Annotated in this window: 10 protein-coding genes; 7 read left to right on the top strand and 3 right to left on the bottom strand. The window is 65.9% G+C overall.

Annotation, left to right across the window (positions count from 1 at the left end):
• Window positions 1–62 precede the first annotated feature (62 nt).
• Window positions 63–641, bottom strand: coding sequence for a TetR/AcrR family transcriptional regulator (locus SSO01S_RS07890; RefSeq protein WP_083942911.1), 579 nt, complete (start codon window positions 639–641; stop codon window positions 63–65).
• A 181-nt stretch (window positions 642–822) separates the two neighbouring features.
• Here SSO01S_RS07890 and SSO01S_RS07885 point away from each other — a divergent pair, with 181 nt between their 5' ends.
• Genes SSO01S_RS07885 through SSO01S_RS07875 form a run of 3 tightly spaced genes read left to right on the top strand, consistent with a single transcriptional unit; the run spans window position 823 to window position 6606 of the window.
• Entirely contained in the window at window positions 823–2007 is a 1185-nt protein-coding gene (locus tag SSO01S_RS07885; RefSeq protein ID WP_066797823.1) for an efflux RND transporter periplasmic adaptor subunit, read from the top strand.
• 10 nt (window positions 2008–2017) lie between these two features.
• Window positions 2018–5194 carry an efflux RND transporter permease subunit gene (locus SSO01S_RS07880; RefSeq protein ID WP_066797820.1) on the top strand — a complete coding sequence of 1059 codons (3177 nt, stop codon included), beginning with the start codon at window positions 2018–2020 and terminating at the stop codon, window positions 5192–5194.
• Complete coding sequence (locus SSO01S_RS07875; RefSeq protein WP_066797818.1) at window positions 5191–6606, top strand: efflux transporter outer membrane subunit; 1416 nt, start codon at window positions 5191–5193, stop codon at window positions 6604–6606. Before SSO01S_RS07880 ends, SSO01S_RS07875 begins: the two co-directional genes overlap by 4 nt.
• Window positions 6607–6751: 145 nt before the next feature.
• Here SSO01S_RS07875 and dinB read toward each other — a convergent pair whose 3' ends face one another.
• The gene (gene dinB, locus SSO01S_RS07870) at window positions 6752–7816 is read right to left on the bottom strand and encodes a DNA polymerase IV (RefSeq protein ID WP_066797815.1); all 1065 of its coding nucleotides are present in this window, start codon (window positions 7814–7816) and stop codon (window positions 6752–6754) included.
• An 87-nt stretch (window positions 7817–7903) separates the two neighbouring features.
• Here dinB and SSO01S_RS07865 point away from each other — a divergent pair, with 87 nt between their 5' ends.
• The 3 genes from SSO01S_RS07865 to SSO01S_RS07855 all read left to right on the top strand — a co-directional run bounded on the left by SSO01S_RS07865 (window position 7904) and on the right by SSO01S_RS07855 (window position 14376).
• Window positions 7904–9769, top strand: coding sequence for an ABC-F family ATP-binding cassette domain-containing protein (locus SSO01S_RS07865; RefSeq protein ID WP_066797813.1), 1866 nt, complete (start codon window positions 7904–7906; stop codon window positions 9767–9769).
• A gap of 400 nt (window positions 9770–10169) precedes the next feature.
• Window positions 10170–13334 carry a TonB-dependent receptor gene (locus SSO01S_RS07860; protein ID WP_066797811.1) on the top strand — a complete coding sequence of 1055 codons (3165 nt, stop codon included), beginning with the start codon at window positions 10170–10172 and terminating at the stop codon, window positions 13332–13334.
• A gap of 151 nt (window positions 13335–13485) precedes the next feature.
• Window positions 13486–14376: an ROK family protein gene (locus SSO01S_RS07855; RefSeq protein ID WP_083942910.1), complete on the top strand. Its 891-nt coding sequence runs from the start codon at window positions 13486–13488 to the stop codon at window positions 14374–14376.
• Here the strand turns inward: SSO01S_RS07855 and SSO01S_RS07850 are convergent.
• Complete coding sequence (locus tag SSO01S_RS07850) at window positions 14373–14996, bottom strand: DNA-3-methyladenine glycosylase family protein (protein WP_066797809.1); 624 nt, start codon at window positions 14994–14996, stop codon at window positions 14373–14375. The two genes, SSO01S_RS07855 and SSO01S_RS07850, sit on opposite strands and share 4 nt — an antisense overlap.
• Window positions 14997–15060: 64 nt before the next feature.
• On the opposite strand from SSO01S_RS07850, the gene SSO01S_RS07845 reads away from it, so the two are divergent.
• A complete protein-coding gene (locus tag SSO01S_RS07845; RefSeq protein WP_066797806.1) occupies window positions 15061–15378 on the top strand; it encodes a 2Fe-2S iron-sulfur cluster-binding protein in 318 nt (105 codons plus the stop codon).
• Window positions 15379–15979: the final 601 nt, after the last annotated feature.

Below are 15979 nucleotides of genomic sequence, written 5' to 3'. Positions count from 1 at the left end.
CGTGGCGAACAGGGTGGCATGAGCGCGGGGACCGGGCTGACGCCGTCGAGCGGAAAGCGATCCTAGCGCACCGCCGCCGTCAGAAGCTCGACCAACTTGTCGTGCAACGGGCCGCTATCCTCGCACTCGAGGCTTTCCACTCCCATCGTGCGCAGCACCGCGCCGCCCATCAGCACCGCCAGAACTAGGCTGGCGCGCAGTTCCGCGCCTTCGCCGCCCAGTATGCGGGCCACCGGCCGGAGCACGCGTTCGTGCAGTGTTTCGCGCACAATCTGCGATGCGTGAGACGAGCCCGCCGAGCGCAGCACGATGAGCAGCCATTCGGTTTTCGCAGCCGTATCGTGGGTCTCCGCCTGGGTCAGTAGTCCGGCGAAGTAATCTGGGACGCCTTCGGCGCTGACCCCGGCAAGGAAATTGCCGTCATCGGGGTGGCGCAGCACTTCGCGGAAAAGCGCTTCCTTACTGCCGAAATAGCGGCAGACCAGCGCCGGATCGACGCCCACTTCGCGCGAAATCTCTCGCAATCCGACATTCTCATAGCTCTCCCGCGCGAACTGGCGGCGGGCGGCCTCCAGCATCGCCTGGCGCGTGGCTGCGGCATTGCGGGGGCGCGGCGCAGCAGGGCATACGGGACTGAGCATCGATCAAAATTATGTTTTCGCGCTCGAAAGTCAACAATCGATGACTTTCTCGACGGAGCTATGTCTACAGTCGTTGACAGGCGCTGCGAGCCAGCCTAGCGAAGGCGCAGTCGAGGCCGCCCCAGAGCGACACGCACCGAGGATGGCTGGGCGGCGACACTTCACACGCGGACATATTCTGATGACACGAAAGATGCTCACGGTTGCGGCAGCGGCGCTCCTATTGGCGCTTGCAGGATGCGGCGGCGGCGATCAGGCACAGGGCGGACCGCCCGCTCCTGCAGTCACCGTAGCGACGCCCCTGGTGCAGGACATCGTTGACTGGGACGAATATGTCGGCCGCTTCGAAGCAGTTCAGAATGTGGAGGTGCGCCCGCGCGCAACCGGCTTCCTCGCTTCGGCGCATTTCAAGGATGGGCAGTTCGTGACGCGGGGGCAATTGCTGTTCCGCGTGGATCCGCGTCCGGCGCTTGCCGTCCTGTCGCAGGCCAAGGCGCAGATGGCGCAGGCTCAGGCCGGCCTGGCCAATGCGCGCACCGAGCTCGCGCGTTCGCAGACACTGGCGGCATCGCGCGCCGCGAGCACCGAGGAAGTGGAAGCGCGCCAGTCCGCGTTGCGCTCGGCCGAGGCGCAGGTCGCCGCGGCCGGTGCAGTCGTTCGCGCTCGCGAGCTCGACCTTGCCTTTACGCGCGTCACCGCACCGATCAGCGGGCGGATTTCCGAGCGCCGCGTCGATCCGGGCAACGCCGTTGCCGCAGACCAGACCGTGCTCACCACGATCGTTTCGATCAATCCGCTGCATTTCGTATTCCAGGGTTCGGAAGCGCTGCTGCTCAAATATCAGCGCCAGGAAACCGGCACGCGCATCGGCACGCCGGTTCGCGTCAAGCTTTCCGATGAAGCCGATTATTCGCACGCGGGAACGCTCGATTTCGTCGATAACGCAATCGATGCCGGCGCGGGCACCATCCGCGCCCGGGCGGTCATCGCCAATCCCGGCGGCTTCCTGAAGCCCGGCATGTTCGGCAATCTGCGGCTCGAGGCGTCGAAGCCCTATCCGGCGATGCTGGTGCCTGACACCGCGGTGATCGCCGATGCTGCGCGCCGGGTGCTCTATGTCGTCGACAAGACCGGCACCGTGGTTGCCCGTCCGGTTCAGATCGGGCCGATGTTCGGAAATCTGCGCGTGATCCGCAGCGGCATCGCCCGCGAGGACCGCGTGATCATCGACGGCACCCAGCGTGCAAGGCCGGGCCAGAAGGTTCAGGCCAAGGACGGCAAGATCCAGGCAGGGGCCGCGCCCGCGAGCGCGCCTGCTGGGGCTTCCGCGCCGCCGTCCTCGACCGCCCAGCCGGTCGGCCGCTGAGGCCCGCGCGGTGAATATTTCCAGCTTCTTCATCGAGCGCCCGATCTTCGCGGGCGTGATCGCGGTGTTCATCACGCTGATCGGCGCCTTCGCCTATCCGCTGCTGCCGCTGTCGCAATATCCCGAGATCGCCCCGCCGACGATCGCGATCACCGCCGCTTATCCGGGCGCATCGGCCGAGACCGTCGCCGAGACGGTGGCCGCGCCGATCGAGCAAGAGGTCAACGGCGTCGAGAACATGCTCTATATGAGCTCGTCCGCGAGCCAGGGCGCCGCCCAGGTGACCGTCACCTTCAAGCCGGGCACCGATCTCGATGCCGCGCAGGTGCTGGTGCAGAACCGCGTCGCGCTCGCCGAGCCGCGCCTGCCCGAGCAGGTCCGCCAGGTGGGCGTCACGGTCAACAAGGAGGAATCGGGCTTCCTGTTGATCGTCGCGCTGACTTCGCCCGACAACAGCCTCGATGTCGATTATATCGGCAACTACGCCAACACCCAGGTCCGCGACCGGCTGCTGCGCCTTCAGGGCGTGGGCGGCGTGCAGGTGTTCGGCGGCGGCAATTATTCGATGCGCGTCTGGATCGATCCGGACAAGGCCGCGGCGCGCAACCTGACCTCGAGCGAGATCATCGCCGCATTGCGCGCGCAGAACGTCCAGGTCGCCGGCGGCGCGCTGGGTCAGGCTCCCTCTGGCACCGACAATCCTTCGTTCGAGATCCCCGTCGATGTGCAGGGGCGCCTCACCAGCGTCGAGCAATTCTCCAACATCACGCTGAAGACCGATACGGCGAACGGCGCGATCACCAGGCTGCGGGACGTGGCGCGGGTGGAGCTGGGCAGCCAGGATTATTCGATCCGCGGCTCGTTCGACGGCCATCGCGGCATCGCGCTCGCGATCGTCCAGCAGCCCGGTGCGAACTCGCTTTCCGCGGCCCAGCTCGTGCTCGACGAAATGGAGGCGATCAGCAAGACGCTGCCGCCCGGCATGCAATATTCGGTTCCGTACAACCCGACCGAATATGTCGCGGCCTCCGTCGAAGCGGTGCAGCAAACGCTGATCGAAGCGGTCGTGCTCGTCGTGATCGTGGTGCTGATCTTCCTCCAGACGTGGCGCGCGGCGGTGATTCCGATCGTCGCCATTCCGATCGCGCTGGTCGGCACCTTCGCGGTACAGCTTGCGCTCGGCTATTCGATCAACTCGCTGTCGCTGTTCGCGCTGGTGCTTGCCGTGGGCATCGTGGTCGACGACGCGATCGTCGTGGTCGAGGCGGTGGAACGCCATATCCGTGAAGGGCTCACCCCGCGCGAGGCCGCGCACAAGACGATGCGCGAAGTCTCCGGCGCACTGATCGCGATCGGGCTGGTCCTCGTCTCGGTGTTCGTGCCGACCGCGCTGGTGCCCGGCATCCCCGGCATCTTCTATCGCCAGTTCGCGGTGACGATCGCGGCGGCGGCAGCTATCTCGCTCGTCGTGTCGCTCACGCTTTCGCCGGCGATGGCCGCGCTGCTGCTCAAGCCGCATCACGATCTGGATGCCGATGCCGGCCCCCGCTGGATGCGACCGATCAAGAAGGGCGCGGAGAAGTTCAACCAGGGCTTTGACTGGCTCTCGGATCGCTATGGCCGCGTGACCGGACGTTTCGTCCGCATGGGCCTGATCATGATGGTGATCTATGCGGGCCTGCTGGTGCTCACCGGCTGGCGGCTCAATTCGACGCCGACCGGCTTCATCCCCGAGCAGGATCAGGGCGTGCTGATCGGCGTGGTCCAGCTGCCGCCGGGCGCGTCGCTCGATCGCACCAGCGAGGTTCTCGACAGGGCCTACAAGATCGCCAGCAAGATGGACGGCGTGACTGGAGGTGCGGCCTTCGCCGGCCTCGATGGCTCGAGCTTCAGCGTCGCTTCGAATTCGGGCGTGATGTTCCTCAAGCTCAAGGACTGGTCCGAGCGCGGCTCGGCGCTGTCCGCCGAGGCGCTTGCCGGGCAACTGACCGGCGCGCTGGCCGGCCAGATCGAGGGCGCGAACGTGTTCATCATCTCGCCGCCTGCGGTGCAGGGCCTGGGCAATGGCAGCGGCTTCGTGATGATGCTGCAGGATCGCTCGGCCAATGCCGGCTATCGGGGGCTCGAGGGCGTCACCGGCGCGATGATGGGCGGCGCGATGCAGGAGTCGAAGGTCACCCAGGTCTTCTCGCTGTTCAACACCGGCACCCCGCGCATTCGCGCCGATGTCGATCGCGACAAGGCGCAGTTGCTCGGCGTCCAGCCGCAGCAGGTGTTCGATGCGATCGGCACCTATATCGGCTCGACCTATGTCAACGACTTCAACCTGTTCGGCCGCACCTTCCGCGTGACCGCGCAGGCGGAGCCGTTCGCGCGTGACGACGTCGCCGATATCGGGCGGCTTCAGGTGCGCTCGTCCAGCGGCGAGATGGTGCCGCTTTCGTCGGTCGCGACACTAGTCAATGATTCCGGGCCATCGCGGGTGGTGCGCTACAATCTGCTCCCCGCAGTGGAACTCCAAGGCGCAGCCGCGCCGGGCGTTTCGTCGGGCGATGCACTGGCGACGATGGAGCAACTGGCGGCGAAGACTCTGCCGCAGGGCTATACCTATGAATGGACCGGCCTTGCGTTCCAGCAGAAGGAGGCGGGCGGCAGCGCGGCCTTGATCTTCGTGCTGGCCGTGGTCTTCGTGTTCCTGGTGCTCGCGGCCCAATATGAAGCGCTCACCCTGCCGCTGGCGGTGATCCTGATCGTGCCGATGTGCATTCTGGCGGCGCTGCTGGGCGTGAACCTGCGGGGAATGGACAACAACATCCTGACCCAGGTGGGTCTGGTCGTGCTGATCGCGCTGGCCGCCAAGAACGCGATCCTGATCGTCGAGTTCGCCAAGCAGGGCGAGGAAGAGGGCATGAGCCGCTTCGATGCAGCCGTACATGCCGCCCGCACCCGTCTGCGCCCGATCCTGATGACCAGCTTCGCGTTCATCTTCGGCGTGATCCCACTCGCGATCGCCACCGGTCCGGGACAGGAAATGCGCCAGTCGCTGGGCACCGCGGTGACCTTTGGCATGATCGGCGTCACGGTGTTCGGGCTGATCTTTACGCCGATCTTCTACGTGCTGATGCGCGCCCTGAGCGGCTGGAGGAAGAAGAAGACGCCGGAAGCCCCGGCGGGAGAAGTCGCATGAAGCGCTTGCTTGCTCTCTTGCTGACGGGAGCGTCGCTGGGCGCTTGCGCCGTGGGACCCAACCATGTCTCGCCCGCGCCAAAGGCGCCGGCCCAGGGTGCGTTCCTGGGCGGTGACGCCCCTTGGTTCGTGCCAGCCGAGCCGCCTGCCGAATGGTGGAAGCTGTTCAATGCGCCGGTGCTGGACGATCTGGTCGCCGAGGCGCTTAAGAACAATACCGAGCTGCGCGTCGCCGATGCCAATCTGCGCGAGGCACGGGCACGACTTCGCGAGACCCGCATCGCGCGGCTGCCATCGACCGGGGTCAGCGCGAGCGTGGGCTATGGCCAGGTGGCGGGATCGACGGTCGGTGCGAACGGCTCGGGCCCTCGCGGCGAAACCTATGATGCCGGGCTCGACGTTGGCTATCAGGTCGATCTGTTCGGGCGTATTTCGCGCGCGATAGAGGCAAGTCGCGCCGATGCGGATGCGGTTCAGGCGGCGTATGACCTCGCCCGCGTCACCGTCGCCGCAGAGACGACGCGCGCATATGTCGATGCCTGCGCCACGGGTCAGCAGCTCGCCGTCGCACGTGAGAGCCTGCGCGTACAGGAAGGCACGTTCGATCTGACGCGCCGCCTGTTTGAGGGTGGGCGCGGCACCGCGCTCGATACCAGCCGGGCAGGGGCGCTGCTCGAACAGACGCGCGCCGATATCCCGGCGCTTGAGGCCGAGCGTCAGGCCGCATTGTATCGTCTGGCGGTGTTGACCGGGCGTCCGCCCGCGAACTTCCCCGCCGAAGTCGCCGCCTGCAATGTCGTGCCGACGCTCAATAGCGCTGTGCCGGTCGGCGATGGCGCGAGCCTGCTCGCCCGCCGCCCCGATATCCGCGCGGCCGAGCGCCGCCTGCACGCGGCCACCGCCCGCATTGGCGTCGCCACCGCCGATCTGTATCCGAGCATCAGTCTCGGCGGTTCGGTCGGTTCGACGGCCAATTCCCCCGATGGCCTGTTCAAGAGTTCGGGGTTCCGCTTCGGCATCGGGCCTTTGATCTCCTGGACCTTCCCCAATATCGGCGCCGCGCGCGCCCGGATCGCGCAGGCCGAAGCATCGGCGGAGGGCGCGCTGGCGACCTTCGACGGCACGTGGCTGCGCGCGCTGGAAGAGACCGAGAGCACGCTGAAGCGCTATGCGGGCGAGGCTGATCGCTTGGCGACCTTGTCGCGTGCGCGCGATCAGAGCGCGGAGGCCGCACGGATCGCGCGGCTGCGCTATCAGGCGGGTGCGGAAAGCTTCCAGATCGTGCTGGACGCCGAACGTTCGCTGGCGGGGTCCGAGGCGCTGCTAGCCCAGTCGCGTGCGCGCTATTCGGATCTGGCGGTAACGCTGTTCCTCGCACTGGGCGGCGGCTGGCAGCTTCCGCCGGCGCATTAAGGGGCCGTAAACTCGTAGAGGACGGCCACCTTCGGATATCGTCACCGCTCCCCCTCCCTTCGTCACCCCGGGGCAAGCCCGGGGTGACGAGACCAATTTCAGGATCTCGCGGACATGTCCTAACGCTGTCGCCGAGCGCACGGCCCTAGTCGAACAGTGGCAGTTCCACCGGCGTGTCGAAATTCGAGACGGTCACGCCGACCAGCCGAATCCCCTTGGGCGGCGGGAAGACCGATCGGATCAGCATCAGGCTGGCTTCGCGCAGACGCGCATGGCTATCGATCAGCGTGGGGAAACTGCGGCTGCGGGTCGATTTCTGGAAATCGGCCCAGGTGACCTTCACGGTCGCCGTCCGCCCGAACGCCTGGTTCTTCTCGCACCAATTCCAGACGTCTTCCGCCATGCGCTGCACCCCGGCTTCGATTTCCGCCGGATCTGTCAGGTCGCGGTCAAACGTCGTCTCGGAGCCGGATGACTTGCGTTCGCGGTTTGAATTGACGGGACGGTGATCCTCTGCACGCGCGATCGCGTGATACCATTCCGCCGAACTGCCGAAATGCTGACGGAGGAACTCGATTGGCCTCGCGCGCAGATCGGCACCAGTCTGGATCCCCAGCGCCTGCATCTTCCGGGCCGTCACCGGCCCCACGCCGTGGAAGCGGGAGACGGGCAGGGTCTCCACCCAGTCCGCGCCCATTTCCGGCGTCACGGCGAACTGGCCGTTGGGCTTTCGGTGATCGGAGGCGAGCTTGGCGAGGAACTTGTTATACGAAATCCCCGCCGAGGCGGTGAGCCCGGTCTCCTCCATAATGCGCGCGCGGATCGCCTTCGCGGTGGCCCAGGCGGTGGGAATGCCCTGCAGATTCTCCGTCACGTCCAGATAGGCTTCATCGAGCGACAGCGGCTGGATCAGCGGCGTGAACTCGGAGAAGATCGCGTGGATCTGCCGCGAGACTGCCTTGTAAACGTCGAAGCGTGGCTTGACGACGATCAGGTCCGGGCAACGCCTGAGCGCGGTGACCGAGGGCAGGGCAGAGCGCACGCCGAAGCTGCGCGCCTCGTAGCTGGCCGCCGCGACGACGCCGCGCGCCGCAGGATAGCCCACCGCCACCGGCTTGCCTCTCAACGTCGGGTCGTCGCGCTGCTCCACCGATGCGAAGAACGCGTCCATATCGACATGGATGATCTTCCTGACCGGCGGCGCGTCCATTCCGAATGTCTAGCGCAATGCGAACAGATACGGAACGGGCAAACGCCGCTTCACGCTGCGCCGCAGCAATGCTAGGGCGCCCGCATCATGCTCAACCTGACCGACATTACAGTGCGCCTCGGCGGGCGTACGATCATCGACGCCGCCACTGCGAAGCTGCCGCCCGGCGGGCGCATCGGGCTGATCGGGCGCAACGGTGCGGGCAAGACGACGCTGGTAAAGGTCATTGCGGGCCTGCTCGAACCCGATGGCGGCAGCATGGACATGCCGAAAGGCGCGCGCCTCGGCTATCTGAAGCAGGAAGCGCCTTCGGGTGATTCCACCCCGTTCGAGACTGTGCTGGCCGCCGATGTCGAGCGCGCGGCGCTGATGGTCGAAAGCGAGACGAGCCAAGATCCGGACCGCCTTGGCGAGATCTATGATCGGCTGATGGCGATCGACGCCTATACCGCGCCCAGCCGCGCCTCGCAGATCCTCGTCGGGCTTGGCTTTGATGAGGAAGCGCAGCACCGTCCGCTCGACAGCTATTCGGGCGGCTGGAAGATGCGCGTCGCGCTGGCCTCCTTGCTCTTCTCGCAGCCGGACGTGCTGCTGCTCGACGAGCCTTCGAACCATCTCGATCTGGAGGCCGTGCTGTGGCTGGAGGACTTCCTCAAGGCCTATCCCGCGACGATCCTGCTCGTCAGCCATGAGCGCGACTTCCTGAACAACGTCGTCGATCACATCCTACATCTGGGCGGCGGCAAGCTGACGCTATATCCGGGCGGCTATGACGCGTTCGAGCGTCAGCGCGCCGAGCGGCAGGCGCAGATCGCCTCGGCTCGCGAGAAGCAGCAGGCGCAGCGCGAGCATCTTCAGGCCTATATCGCCAAGAATTCGGCGCGGGCCTCGACCGCCAAGCAGGCCCAGTCGCGCGTCAAGGCGCTCGCCAAGATGCAGCCGATCGCCGAACTGCACGACGATCCCTCGCTCACCTTTGATTTCCCGAACCCCGATGAGTTGCGCCCGCCGCTGATCACGCTCGATTATGCGAGCGTCGGCTATGGTGACACGCCGATCCTGAAGAAGCTCAATCTGCGCATCGATCCCGATGATCGGATCGCGTTGCTGGGCCGGAACGGCAATGGCAAGACGACGCTGGCACGGCTGCTTGCGGCGCAGCTTTCGCCCATGGAAGGCGCGATGAACGCGTCGGGCAAGATGCGCGTCGGATACTTTACCCAGTATCAGGTCGAAGAACTCGAACGCGACGAAACGCCGCTGCAGCACATGACCGTGCAGATGAAGGGCGCAAGCCAGTCGGCGGTGCGCGCGCAGCTTGGCCGGTTCGGCTTTTCGGGGCCAAAGGCGACCACGCAGGTAGGCAAGCTGTCGGGCGGTGAGAAGGCCCGGCTGGCGCTGGCGCTGATCACGCGCGATGCGCCGCACATGCTGATCCTCGACGAGCCGACCAACCACCTCGACGTCGATGCGCGCGAGGCGCTGATCCAGGCACTCAACGATTATACCGGCACTGTGGTGATCGTCAGCCATGATCGCCACATGCTGGAGATGACGGCCGACCGGCTGGTGCTGGTCGATAGCGGGACGGCCAGGGAATTTGATGGCTCGCTCGACGATTACATCGCCTTTGTGCTGAGCAAGGAAAATGCCGCGCCAAAGGCGTCCAAAGCGGACAAGAAGGAAGCCCGGCGCTTGGCGGCGGAAGCGCGCGAAAAGGGCGCTGAGCTGCGCAAGGCCGCGCAGTCCGCCGAGGCTGAGCTGGCGAAGCTCAACGAGCAGCGCAGCGCAGTCGATCGCGCGATGTTCGATCCTTCGACCGCGGATGCCTCGCTCGCGAAGCTGACCATGACCGATCTGATGAAGCGTCGCGCCGAGCTCGAGGTGCGGATCGAGGCGGCGGAGGCGGCCTGGCTTGGCGCCAGTGAGGCGCTGGAGGGGATGCCAGCCTGAGATTTCCCGGGGCGCACGCACGAGGCGCCCGGTCCGCCACGTTTGACGCGCGGCTGAAAGGACGCGCCAGCGCACCGTCCGTACCGCTCTGAACGCATTCGGAGACGACCCCGTACCGAGGGCAAGTGCGGCTCGCTGTGCCGGCCTGCGAACCCTCGCCAGCGCTCCGGGATCTTCGATGATTCGACCCGCCGGGCGCTTCAAAAAACTCAGACAAGCGGTGCGGGTTCGTTCTTCGCACCCGGCGTCTTGCAATAAGCTATTGGAATATAAAGGAGCCCATTCCGGTTCAAATGTATGAGTTGACAGCCACCGCGGCGAAGCATAGCCAATGTGACCGCTAACATCGCGCCACTGCGATGGCTTGTGACGGCCCGGAAGAGGCCAAAAGGAGGGGACTATGCGCACTCGTTCTGCGACCGATTTCACTGCGCGCCGTGCGGCCATGCTAGGCGCGGTGCTGCTTGCCGGAACCGCCTGGCCCGCGCTTGCGCAGCCAATGCCCGATCCCGCCGGCGAGGCGGCAAAGCCACAGGATCCTCCCGCCACGGTTCAGAGCGAGCCGACGGAGGACGAGATCGTCGTCAGCGGCTATCGCGCCTCGCTGGCCAGCTCGACCAACGCCAAGAAGAACTCGACTGGTTTCGTCGATACGATCTTTGCGGAGGATATCGGCAAGTTCCCGGACACCAACATCGCCGAATCGTTCAATCGCATTCCCGGCGTCACGATCAGCCGCGAAGTGACGGGCGAGGGCCTCAACGTCACCATCCGCGGCCTCGGCACCAACTTCACCCGCGTACTGCTCAACGGCGCTCCGGTGGCGGTGGCCTCTACCGGCCGCACCGACGCGCAGAACACCAACCGCGAAGTCGATCTAGACCTGTTCCCGACCGAGCTGTTCACGCAGCTGACCGTGAACAAGAGCGGCATTGCGAGCATGGTGGAAGGCGGTGCCGCGGGCACCGTCAACATGCGCAGCGCCCGCCCGTTCGACAATCCGGGCATGCACCTCACCTATGGCGGCCAGCTCACCAAGAACAGCAATTCGGACAAATGGGGCTATCGCGGCTCGCTGCTCGGCAGCGCGACCTTCGGTGATTTCGGCGTGCTGCTCGGCGTCGCGGGCGTGCGCAACCATGTCCGTACCACCGGCTATGAGACGATCGGCTGGACCAACCCCAATCTTTCCGCCACGCAGCGCACCAGCGGTACGCTCAATCCCACCGGCGGCGGCAACTGGACGATCCCCGGCACGGTTCCGGCCAATGCCGGCAACGGGCTGACGACCGGCACGACGATCGATCAGGCCTTCCTACTTGCGCGCAATCCCGGCGCCACGATCGACCAGATCGATAACGGCATCATCCCGCGCCTCGGCCGCCCCATGGACGAATTCGGCACCAAGGAGCGGATCAACGCGATCGCCAGCCTCGAATTCAAGAGCGGCGGCTTCCACGCTTATGTCGATGGCATGTATGGCTGGAAGGACAACAAGCTCGAACGCATCGACATAAACTGGGTGGGCCGCAACGGCGCGGTGATCCCGCTCAACACCACCTATGATCGCGCGGACTGCGCCACGGGCTGCGTGGTGACCAAGGGTACCTATGCCAATGCGCAGTGGTTCCTCGAATATCGCCCGCACCTCGAAAAGACCAAATTCTGGGGCATCAATCCCGGCTTCGATTACGAGATCAGCGACAATCTGAAGGTTCAGCTCCAGGGCAATTACACCAAGAGCGAGTTCCATCGTGAATCGCCGACGGTGCTTGTCATCACTCCGGCAAGCTCGGGCGTAACCGTCTTCTACGACAACACGAACGGTGAAATGCCGAGCGTGACGACCAATATCGATCTCAACAATCCAGCCAATTTCGGCTGGCCCGGCGGCCGCGTGAACATTCAGGACGAGCGGCGTCGCACCGAAACCAAGGGTGTGCGCGGCGACCTGACCTGGGGTGACGACCGGCTCAACCTGAAGGTTGGCGGTGCCTATGACGACGTCTCGCGCCGCATCCGTGCATTCGACAACAGCCAGGCGTGGCAGAATGCGGTGTGCGGCAACCGGCCCAGCGTCAATCTGCCGGGGCCGAACACGCAGCCGCCGTGCAACGGGCTCAACGCACCGGGCGCAGCGCCAGCGGGCTATCCGACCTATCCGGCCTATGGCACCGGCTACACCGCTGGCGCGGCGGGTCCGGTCACCTATCTCGGATCGCTGGTCCCCAATGCCGCGCTCTCTGGCGTGCTCCGGCCGGGGCCGAGCGGCTTCATCACCGTGGACTGGGATAAGTTCAAGGCCGCGTCGCAATATGACGCATATCATGATGCGGCTGCAGAGGCAGGCTCTTCGAACACTGGCGCCAATGGCGGCTATGTGCGCGAAAAGACCAAGGCGGCCTTTGTCGAGGTCAACGGCAATCTGCCGCTCGGCGGCGGCGACCTGCGCTTCAACGCCGGTCTGCGCTATGTGGCGACTGATCAGACGATCGGCGGGCGCGTGTCGATCACCGATCCGCGCAACAATATCGATCCCGACGGCGCGGGCCCGCTTCCCGCAGCTTGCCCGGGCGGTGGCGCGAACCTTCGCGATGGATCCTGCTATCCGAACATCAACAACTTCGTTTACACGAACAGCAAGTATGACAATTGGCTGCCGTCGGTGAGCGGGGCGTTCAGCATCACCGAGAATGCGATCGTCCGCGCTTCGGCGTCGCGCACCATGACCCGGCCGAACCCCAACACCATGCTGCCGGGCCTGTCGTTCACCAGCCCTTCGGCCGATATCGGCTCGGTTGGCAATCCTTCGCTCAGCCCGTTCCTTTCCACTAATATCGACCTGGGCTTCGAATATTATACCGGGGCGGAAGGCTATATCGGCTTCACGGCTTTCCGTAAGGCGGTGACCGGCTTCACTACCAACGGCAATGTCACCGTGCCCTTCTCGGCGCTGGCGGCCTATGGCGTGACCTATGACACGCTTTCGCCGACCCAGCAGACCGCGATCAACTCGCGCGGCGGTCCGGGCTCGGCAACGGTGGTGCTGACCCAGCAGGTCAACGCGACCGGAACGCTCAAGGTCAACGGCCTGGAAGTGAACTGGGTGCAGCCGCTAGATTTCCTGATCGGCCGCTATCTGGGCGTGAACGGCTTCGGCTTCAACGCGAACCTGACGCTGATCGACCAGACCGGATCGGGCGCTGCTCCGGCGGTAGCCACGGGAGTCTCGCCGGTGACGTACAACATCACCGGATATTACGAGAATCACGGCCTCAGCGCGCGGCTGAGCTACACGTTCAATCGCGGCGCGGTCTCGTCGGGCGCGAACCAGAACGGCATCGCGCTGGCCTCGCTTTACGGCGACGATTACGGCCAGTTCGACCTTTCCGCGAGCGTCGATTTCGCCGAGATCCTCGACATGAAATGGGCGCCGCAGCTGACGCTCGACGTGCAGAACCTGACCAAGCAGAAGCAGCGCAGCTACTTCCAGTTCCAGAATGCGGCTTTCACCCTCTACAATCCGGGCCGCCAGGTGATGATCGGACTCCGCGGCCGCTTCTGACACGGGTGCTGCGGGCAAAAGGGGGCGTGGCGGCCGGGAGTAACCGGCCGCCGCTGCCATCCTGCCAGATCTTCCGCGAAAATCTTCCGCGACTGGGGCCGTCCTGGGACGGCCTCTTTTTTGTATGCGCGCCTTGGGCTAGCCCGACGACATGGCAACTTCTCCCCTGATCGCGGGCCTCGAGCTGGGCGGCACCAAATGCGTTGCGATCCTGGGCACTGGCCCCGGCGACATCCGGAAGCGCGTGACCGTGCCGACCACCGACCCGGCCACCACGCTCGCGGGGCTGGAGGCGGCGCTCGATGGATGGGAGTTCGACGCGCTCGGCATCGCCAGTTTCGGCCCGCTGGAGCTCGATCCCGGCGCGCCGGACTTCGGCTCGATCACCGCAACCACCAAGCCCGGCTGGACGGGCACCGACCTCACGAAGCGGCTGGCGGCGCGCTATTCCAGGCCGCTGGCGATCCAGACCGACGTGGTCGGCGCGGCGCTGGCCGAGGCGCGCTGGGGCGCGGCGCAGGGGCTGGGCACGCATGCCTATATCACCATCGGCACCGGCGTTGGCGTCGGGCTGATCAATGGCGGCAAGCCGGTGCAGGGCGTCGCGCATGGCGAGGCCGGGCACATGCGGGTTGCCCGCGCGCCCGGCGACGGCTTTGCCGGCTGGTGCCCGTTCCACGGCGATTGCGTCGAGGGGCTGATCGCCGGCCCGGCACTGGCCCAGCGATTCGGCTGCCCGGGGCAGGAGCTGCCCGAAGAAGGGCCGCAATGGGATCTGTTCGTCCATGACCTGACCGGCCTTCTCCACAATCTGGTCGTCACCGCCGCGCCCCAGCGGATCGCGATCGGCGGCGGCGTGATCGCGGCGCGCGAGCATCTGTTCGATCGGCTCCGCGCGTCGCTCGCGAAGAGCATTGGTGGCTATGGCTCGCTCAGCGCCTATGCCGGGGAACTCGACCGGCGGCTCGGCCCGCCGGGCCTCGGCACGCTGGCGGGGCCGATGGGTGCGATCGCGATGGGGCTGGAGGCGCTGGACGCCTAGATCACCTCCATATCCACCTTGTAATGGTGCCAGGCGAAGATCGCCGCCGCGCCGCGATGCGGACGCCAGGGTTCGGCGATCTCGCGCAGCAGCTTCTCGCCGGGGCGCTCGGCATGGCCGAGCAGCCGGCCGATCTCGATTTGCACGGCCAGGTCGCCCGCGGGCCAGACGTCTGGCCGCCCCTCGGCAAAGAGCAGATATATCTCGGCAGACCAGCGCCCGATCCCCTTGACCTGCACCAACTGGGCGATCGCCGCTTCGTCATCGGCGGGCAGATCGTGGAGATCGAGCCGCCCGCTGTTCACCTCGTCGGCCAGGCTGCGCGCATAGCTCGCCTTTTGCCGCGAAAGCCCCGCCGCGCGCAGCGTCTCGTCCGATGCGGCGGCGACCCGCGCGGGATCGGTCAGGTCGCCAACCCCGGCTTCGAGCTTCTTCCAGATCGAGGCTGCGGCAGCGACGCTCACCTGCTGCCCGACGATCGTGCGCAGTAGCGTTTCATAGCCGCGATCGCGCAGCCGCGGCTCGGGATAGCCCGCGCGGCGCAGCCCCGCCGCGATGGCGGGCTCGATCGCCGCCAGCGCATCGAGCGAGGTTTTCAGTTGCGCGGCGCTCAGGCCCATCGGTCTCGTCCTTGAAACGAAGCGGCAGAGGCGGCATGGGTCCCCCGAACCGGAGGAATATCACATGCCGAAGCTTATTGTCGTGACCCGCGAGGGCGAAGAACGCGAAGTCGAGGGAGCGGCGGGACTTTCGGTAATGGAAGTGATCCGCGAGAACGGAATTGACGAAGTGCTGGCGCTGTGCGGCGGCTGCTGCAGTTGCGCGACGTGCCACGTGCATGTCGATCCGGAATTTGCGGCCAAACTGCCGCCGATGAGCGAAGACGAGAACGACCTGCTCGACAGCTCGGCCGGCCGCGACGCCAATTCGCGCCTGTCGTGCCAGATCCCGTTCACCGACGCGCTGGACGGCCTGCGCGTGACTATCGCCGAAGAAGACTGATCGCCGCGCGCCGCGCGCGGAAGGTTACACAAAGGTGACACCAAGACGCGCTTTTGCCGTGGGCCGGATTGGCCGGTGGCGAGGGCGGAGTCTGGGCGTAGGCATGGCATCTCGCTCGAACAAAAGCAGAACATTTCCTACATTGCAAGGGGTTTGGCTGGGGCCGCCGGGCAGGCGGTTCGGTACGCACTGAGGGTGGAGGAAGAAGCGGGACCCCGGGGCAAGCCCGGGGGGACGAAGGGGCGGAGGGTGCGGGGCGGGTGCCCGCAAGGGGGGCTAGCTGACGGGCGGCTTTCGCGCCTGCGCTGTCAGGCTGAGGGGACGTGGGCAGGTGGACTGCGGCCCGCGCGTATTGCCGACTTTCCCTTGTCACCCCGGGCTCCCACTATTTTTTGTTTTTGCTGACCATGGCACGCATGGGATGGGCCAGCCGGGCCACCGGCTCGGGATGCGCTTAGGGTGCGCCAGGAAGAAGCGGGACCCCGGGGCAAGCCCGGGGTGACGAGGAATTGGAGCGGGATAGACGGCGGCAAGGGTTCGCTGATGCATCGGCTGACTTCTGAGTCCAAACCCAGACCGCTTGCGACGCCGGAGGTTGAAT

This window comes from Sphingomonas soli NBRC 100801, from assembly GCF_001591025.1.
GTDB classification, from domain to species: Bacteria; Pseudomonadota; Alphaproteobacteria; order Sphingomonadales; family Sphingomonadaceae; genus Sphingomonas; species Sphingomonas soli.
Note: the sequence above shows the minus strand (reverse complement) of the source record. Positions and strands in the feature narration are given on the sequence as shown.

Excerpts from the sequence above, each read along its gene's own strand:
- SSO01S_RS07890 (WP_083942911.1), bottom strand. The coding sequence starts at position 641 with ATGCTCAGTCCCGTATGCCCTGCTGCGCCGCGCCCCCGCAATGCCGCA.
- SSO01S_RS07885 (WP_066797823.1), top strand. The coding sequence starts at position 823 with ATGACACGAAAGATGCTCACGGTTGCGGCAGCGGCGCTCCTATTGGCG.
- SSO01S_RS07875 (WP_066797818.1), top strand. The coding sequence starts at position 5,191 with ATGAAGCGCTTGCTTGCTCTCTTGCTGACGGGAGCGTCGCTGGGCGCT.
- dinB (WP_066797815.1), bottom strand. The coding sequence starts at position 7,816 with ATGGACGCGCCGCCGGTCAGGAAGATCATCCATGTCGATATGGACGCG.
- SSO01S_RS07865 (WP_066797813.1), top strand. The coding sequence starts at position 7,904 with ATGCTCAACCTGACCGACATTACAGTGCGCCTCGGCGGGCGTACGATC.
- SSO01S_RS07860 (WP_066797811.1), top strand. The coding sequence starts at position 10,170 with ATGCGCACTCGTTCTGCGACCGATTTCACTGCGCGCCGTGCGGCCATG.
- SSO01S_RS07855 (WP_083942910.1), top strand. The coding sequence starts at position 13,486 with ATGGCAACTTCTCCCCTGATCGCGGGCCTCGAGCTGGGCGGCACCAAA.
- SSO01S_RS07850 (WP_066797809.1), bottom strand. The coding sequence starts at position 14,996 with ATGGGCCTGAGCGCCGCGCAACTGAAAACCTCGCTCGATGCGCTGGCG.
- SSO01S_RS07845 (WP_066797806.1), top strand. The coding sequence starts at position 15,061 with ATGCCGAAGCTTATTGTCGTGACCCGCGAGGGCGAAGAACGCGAAGTC.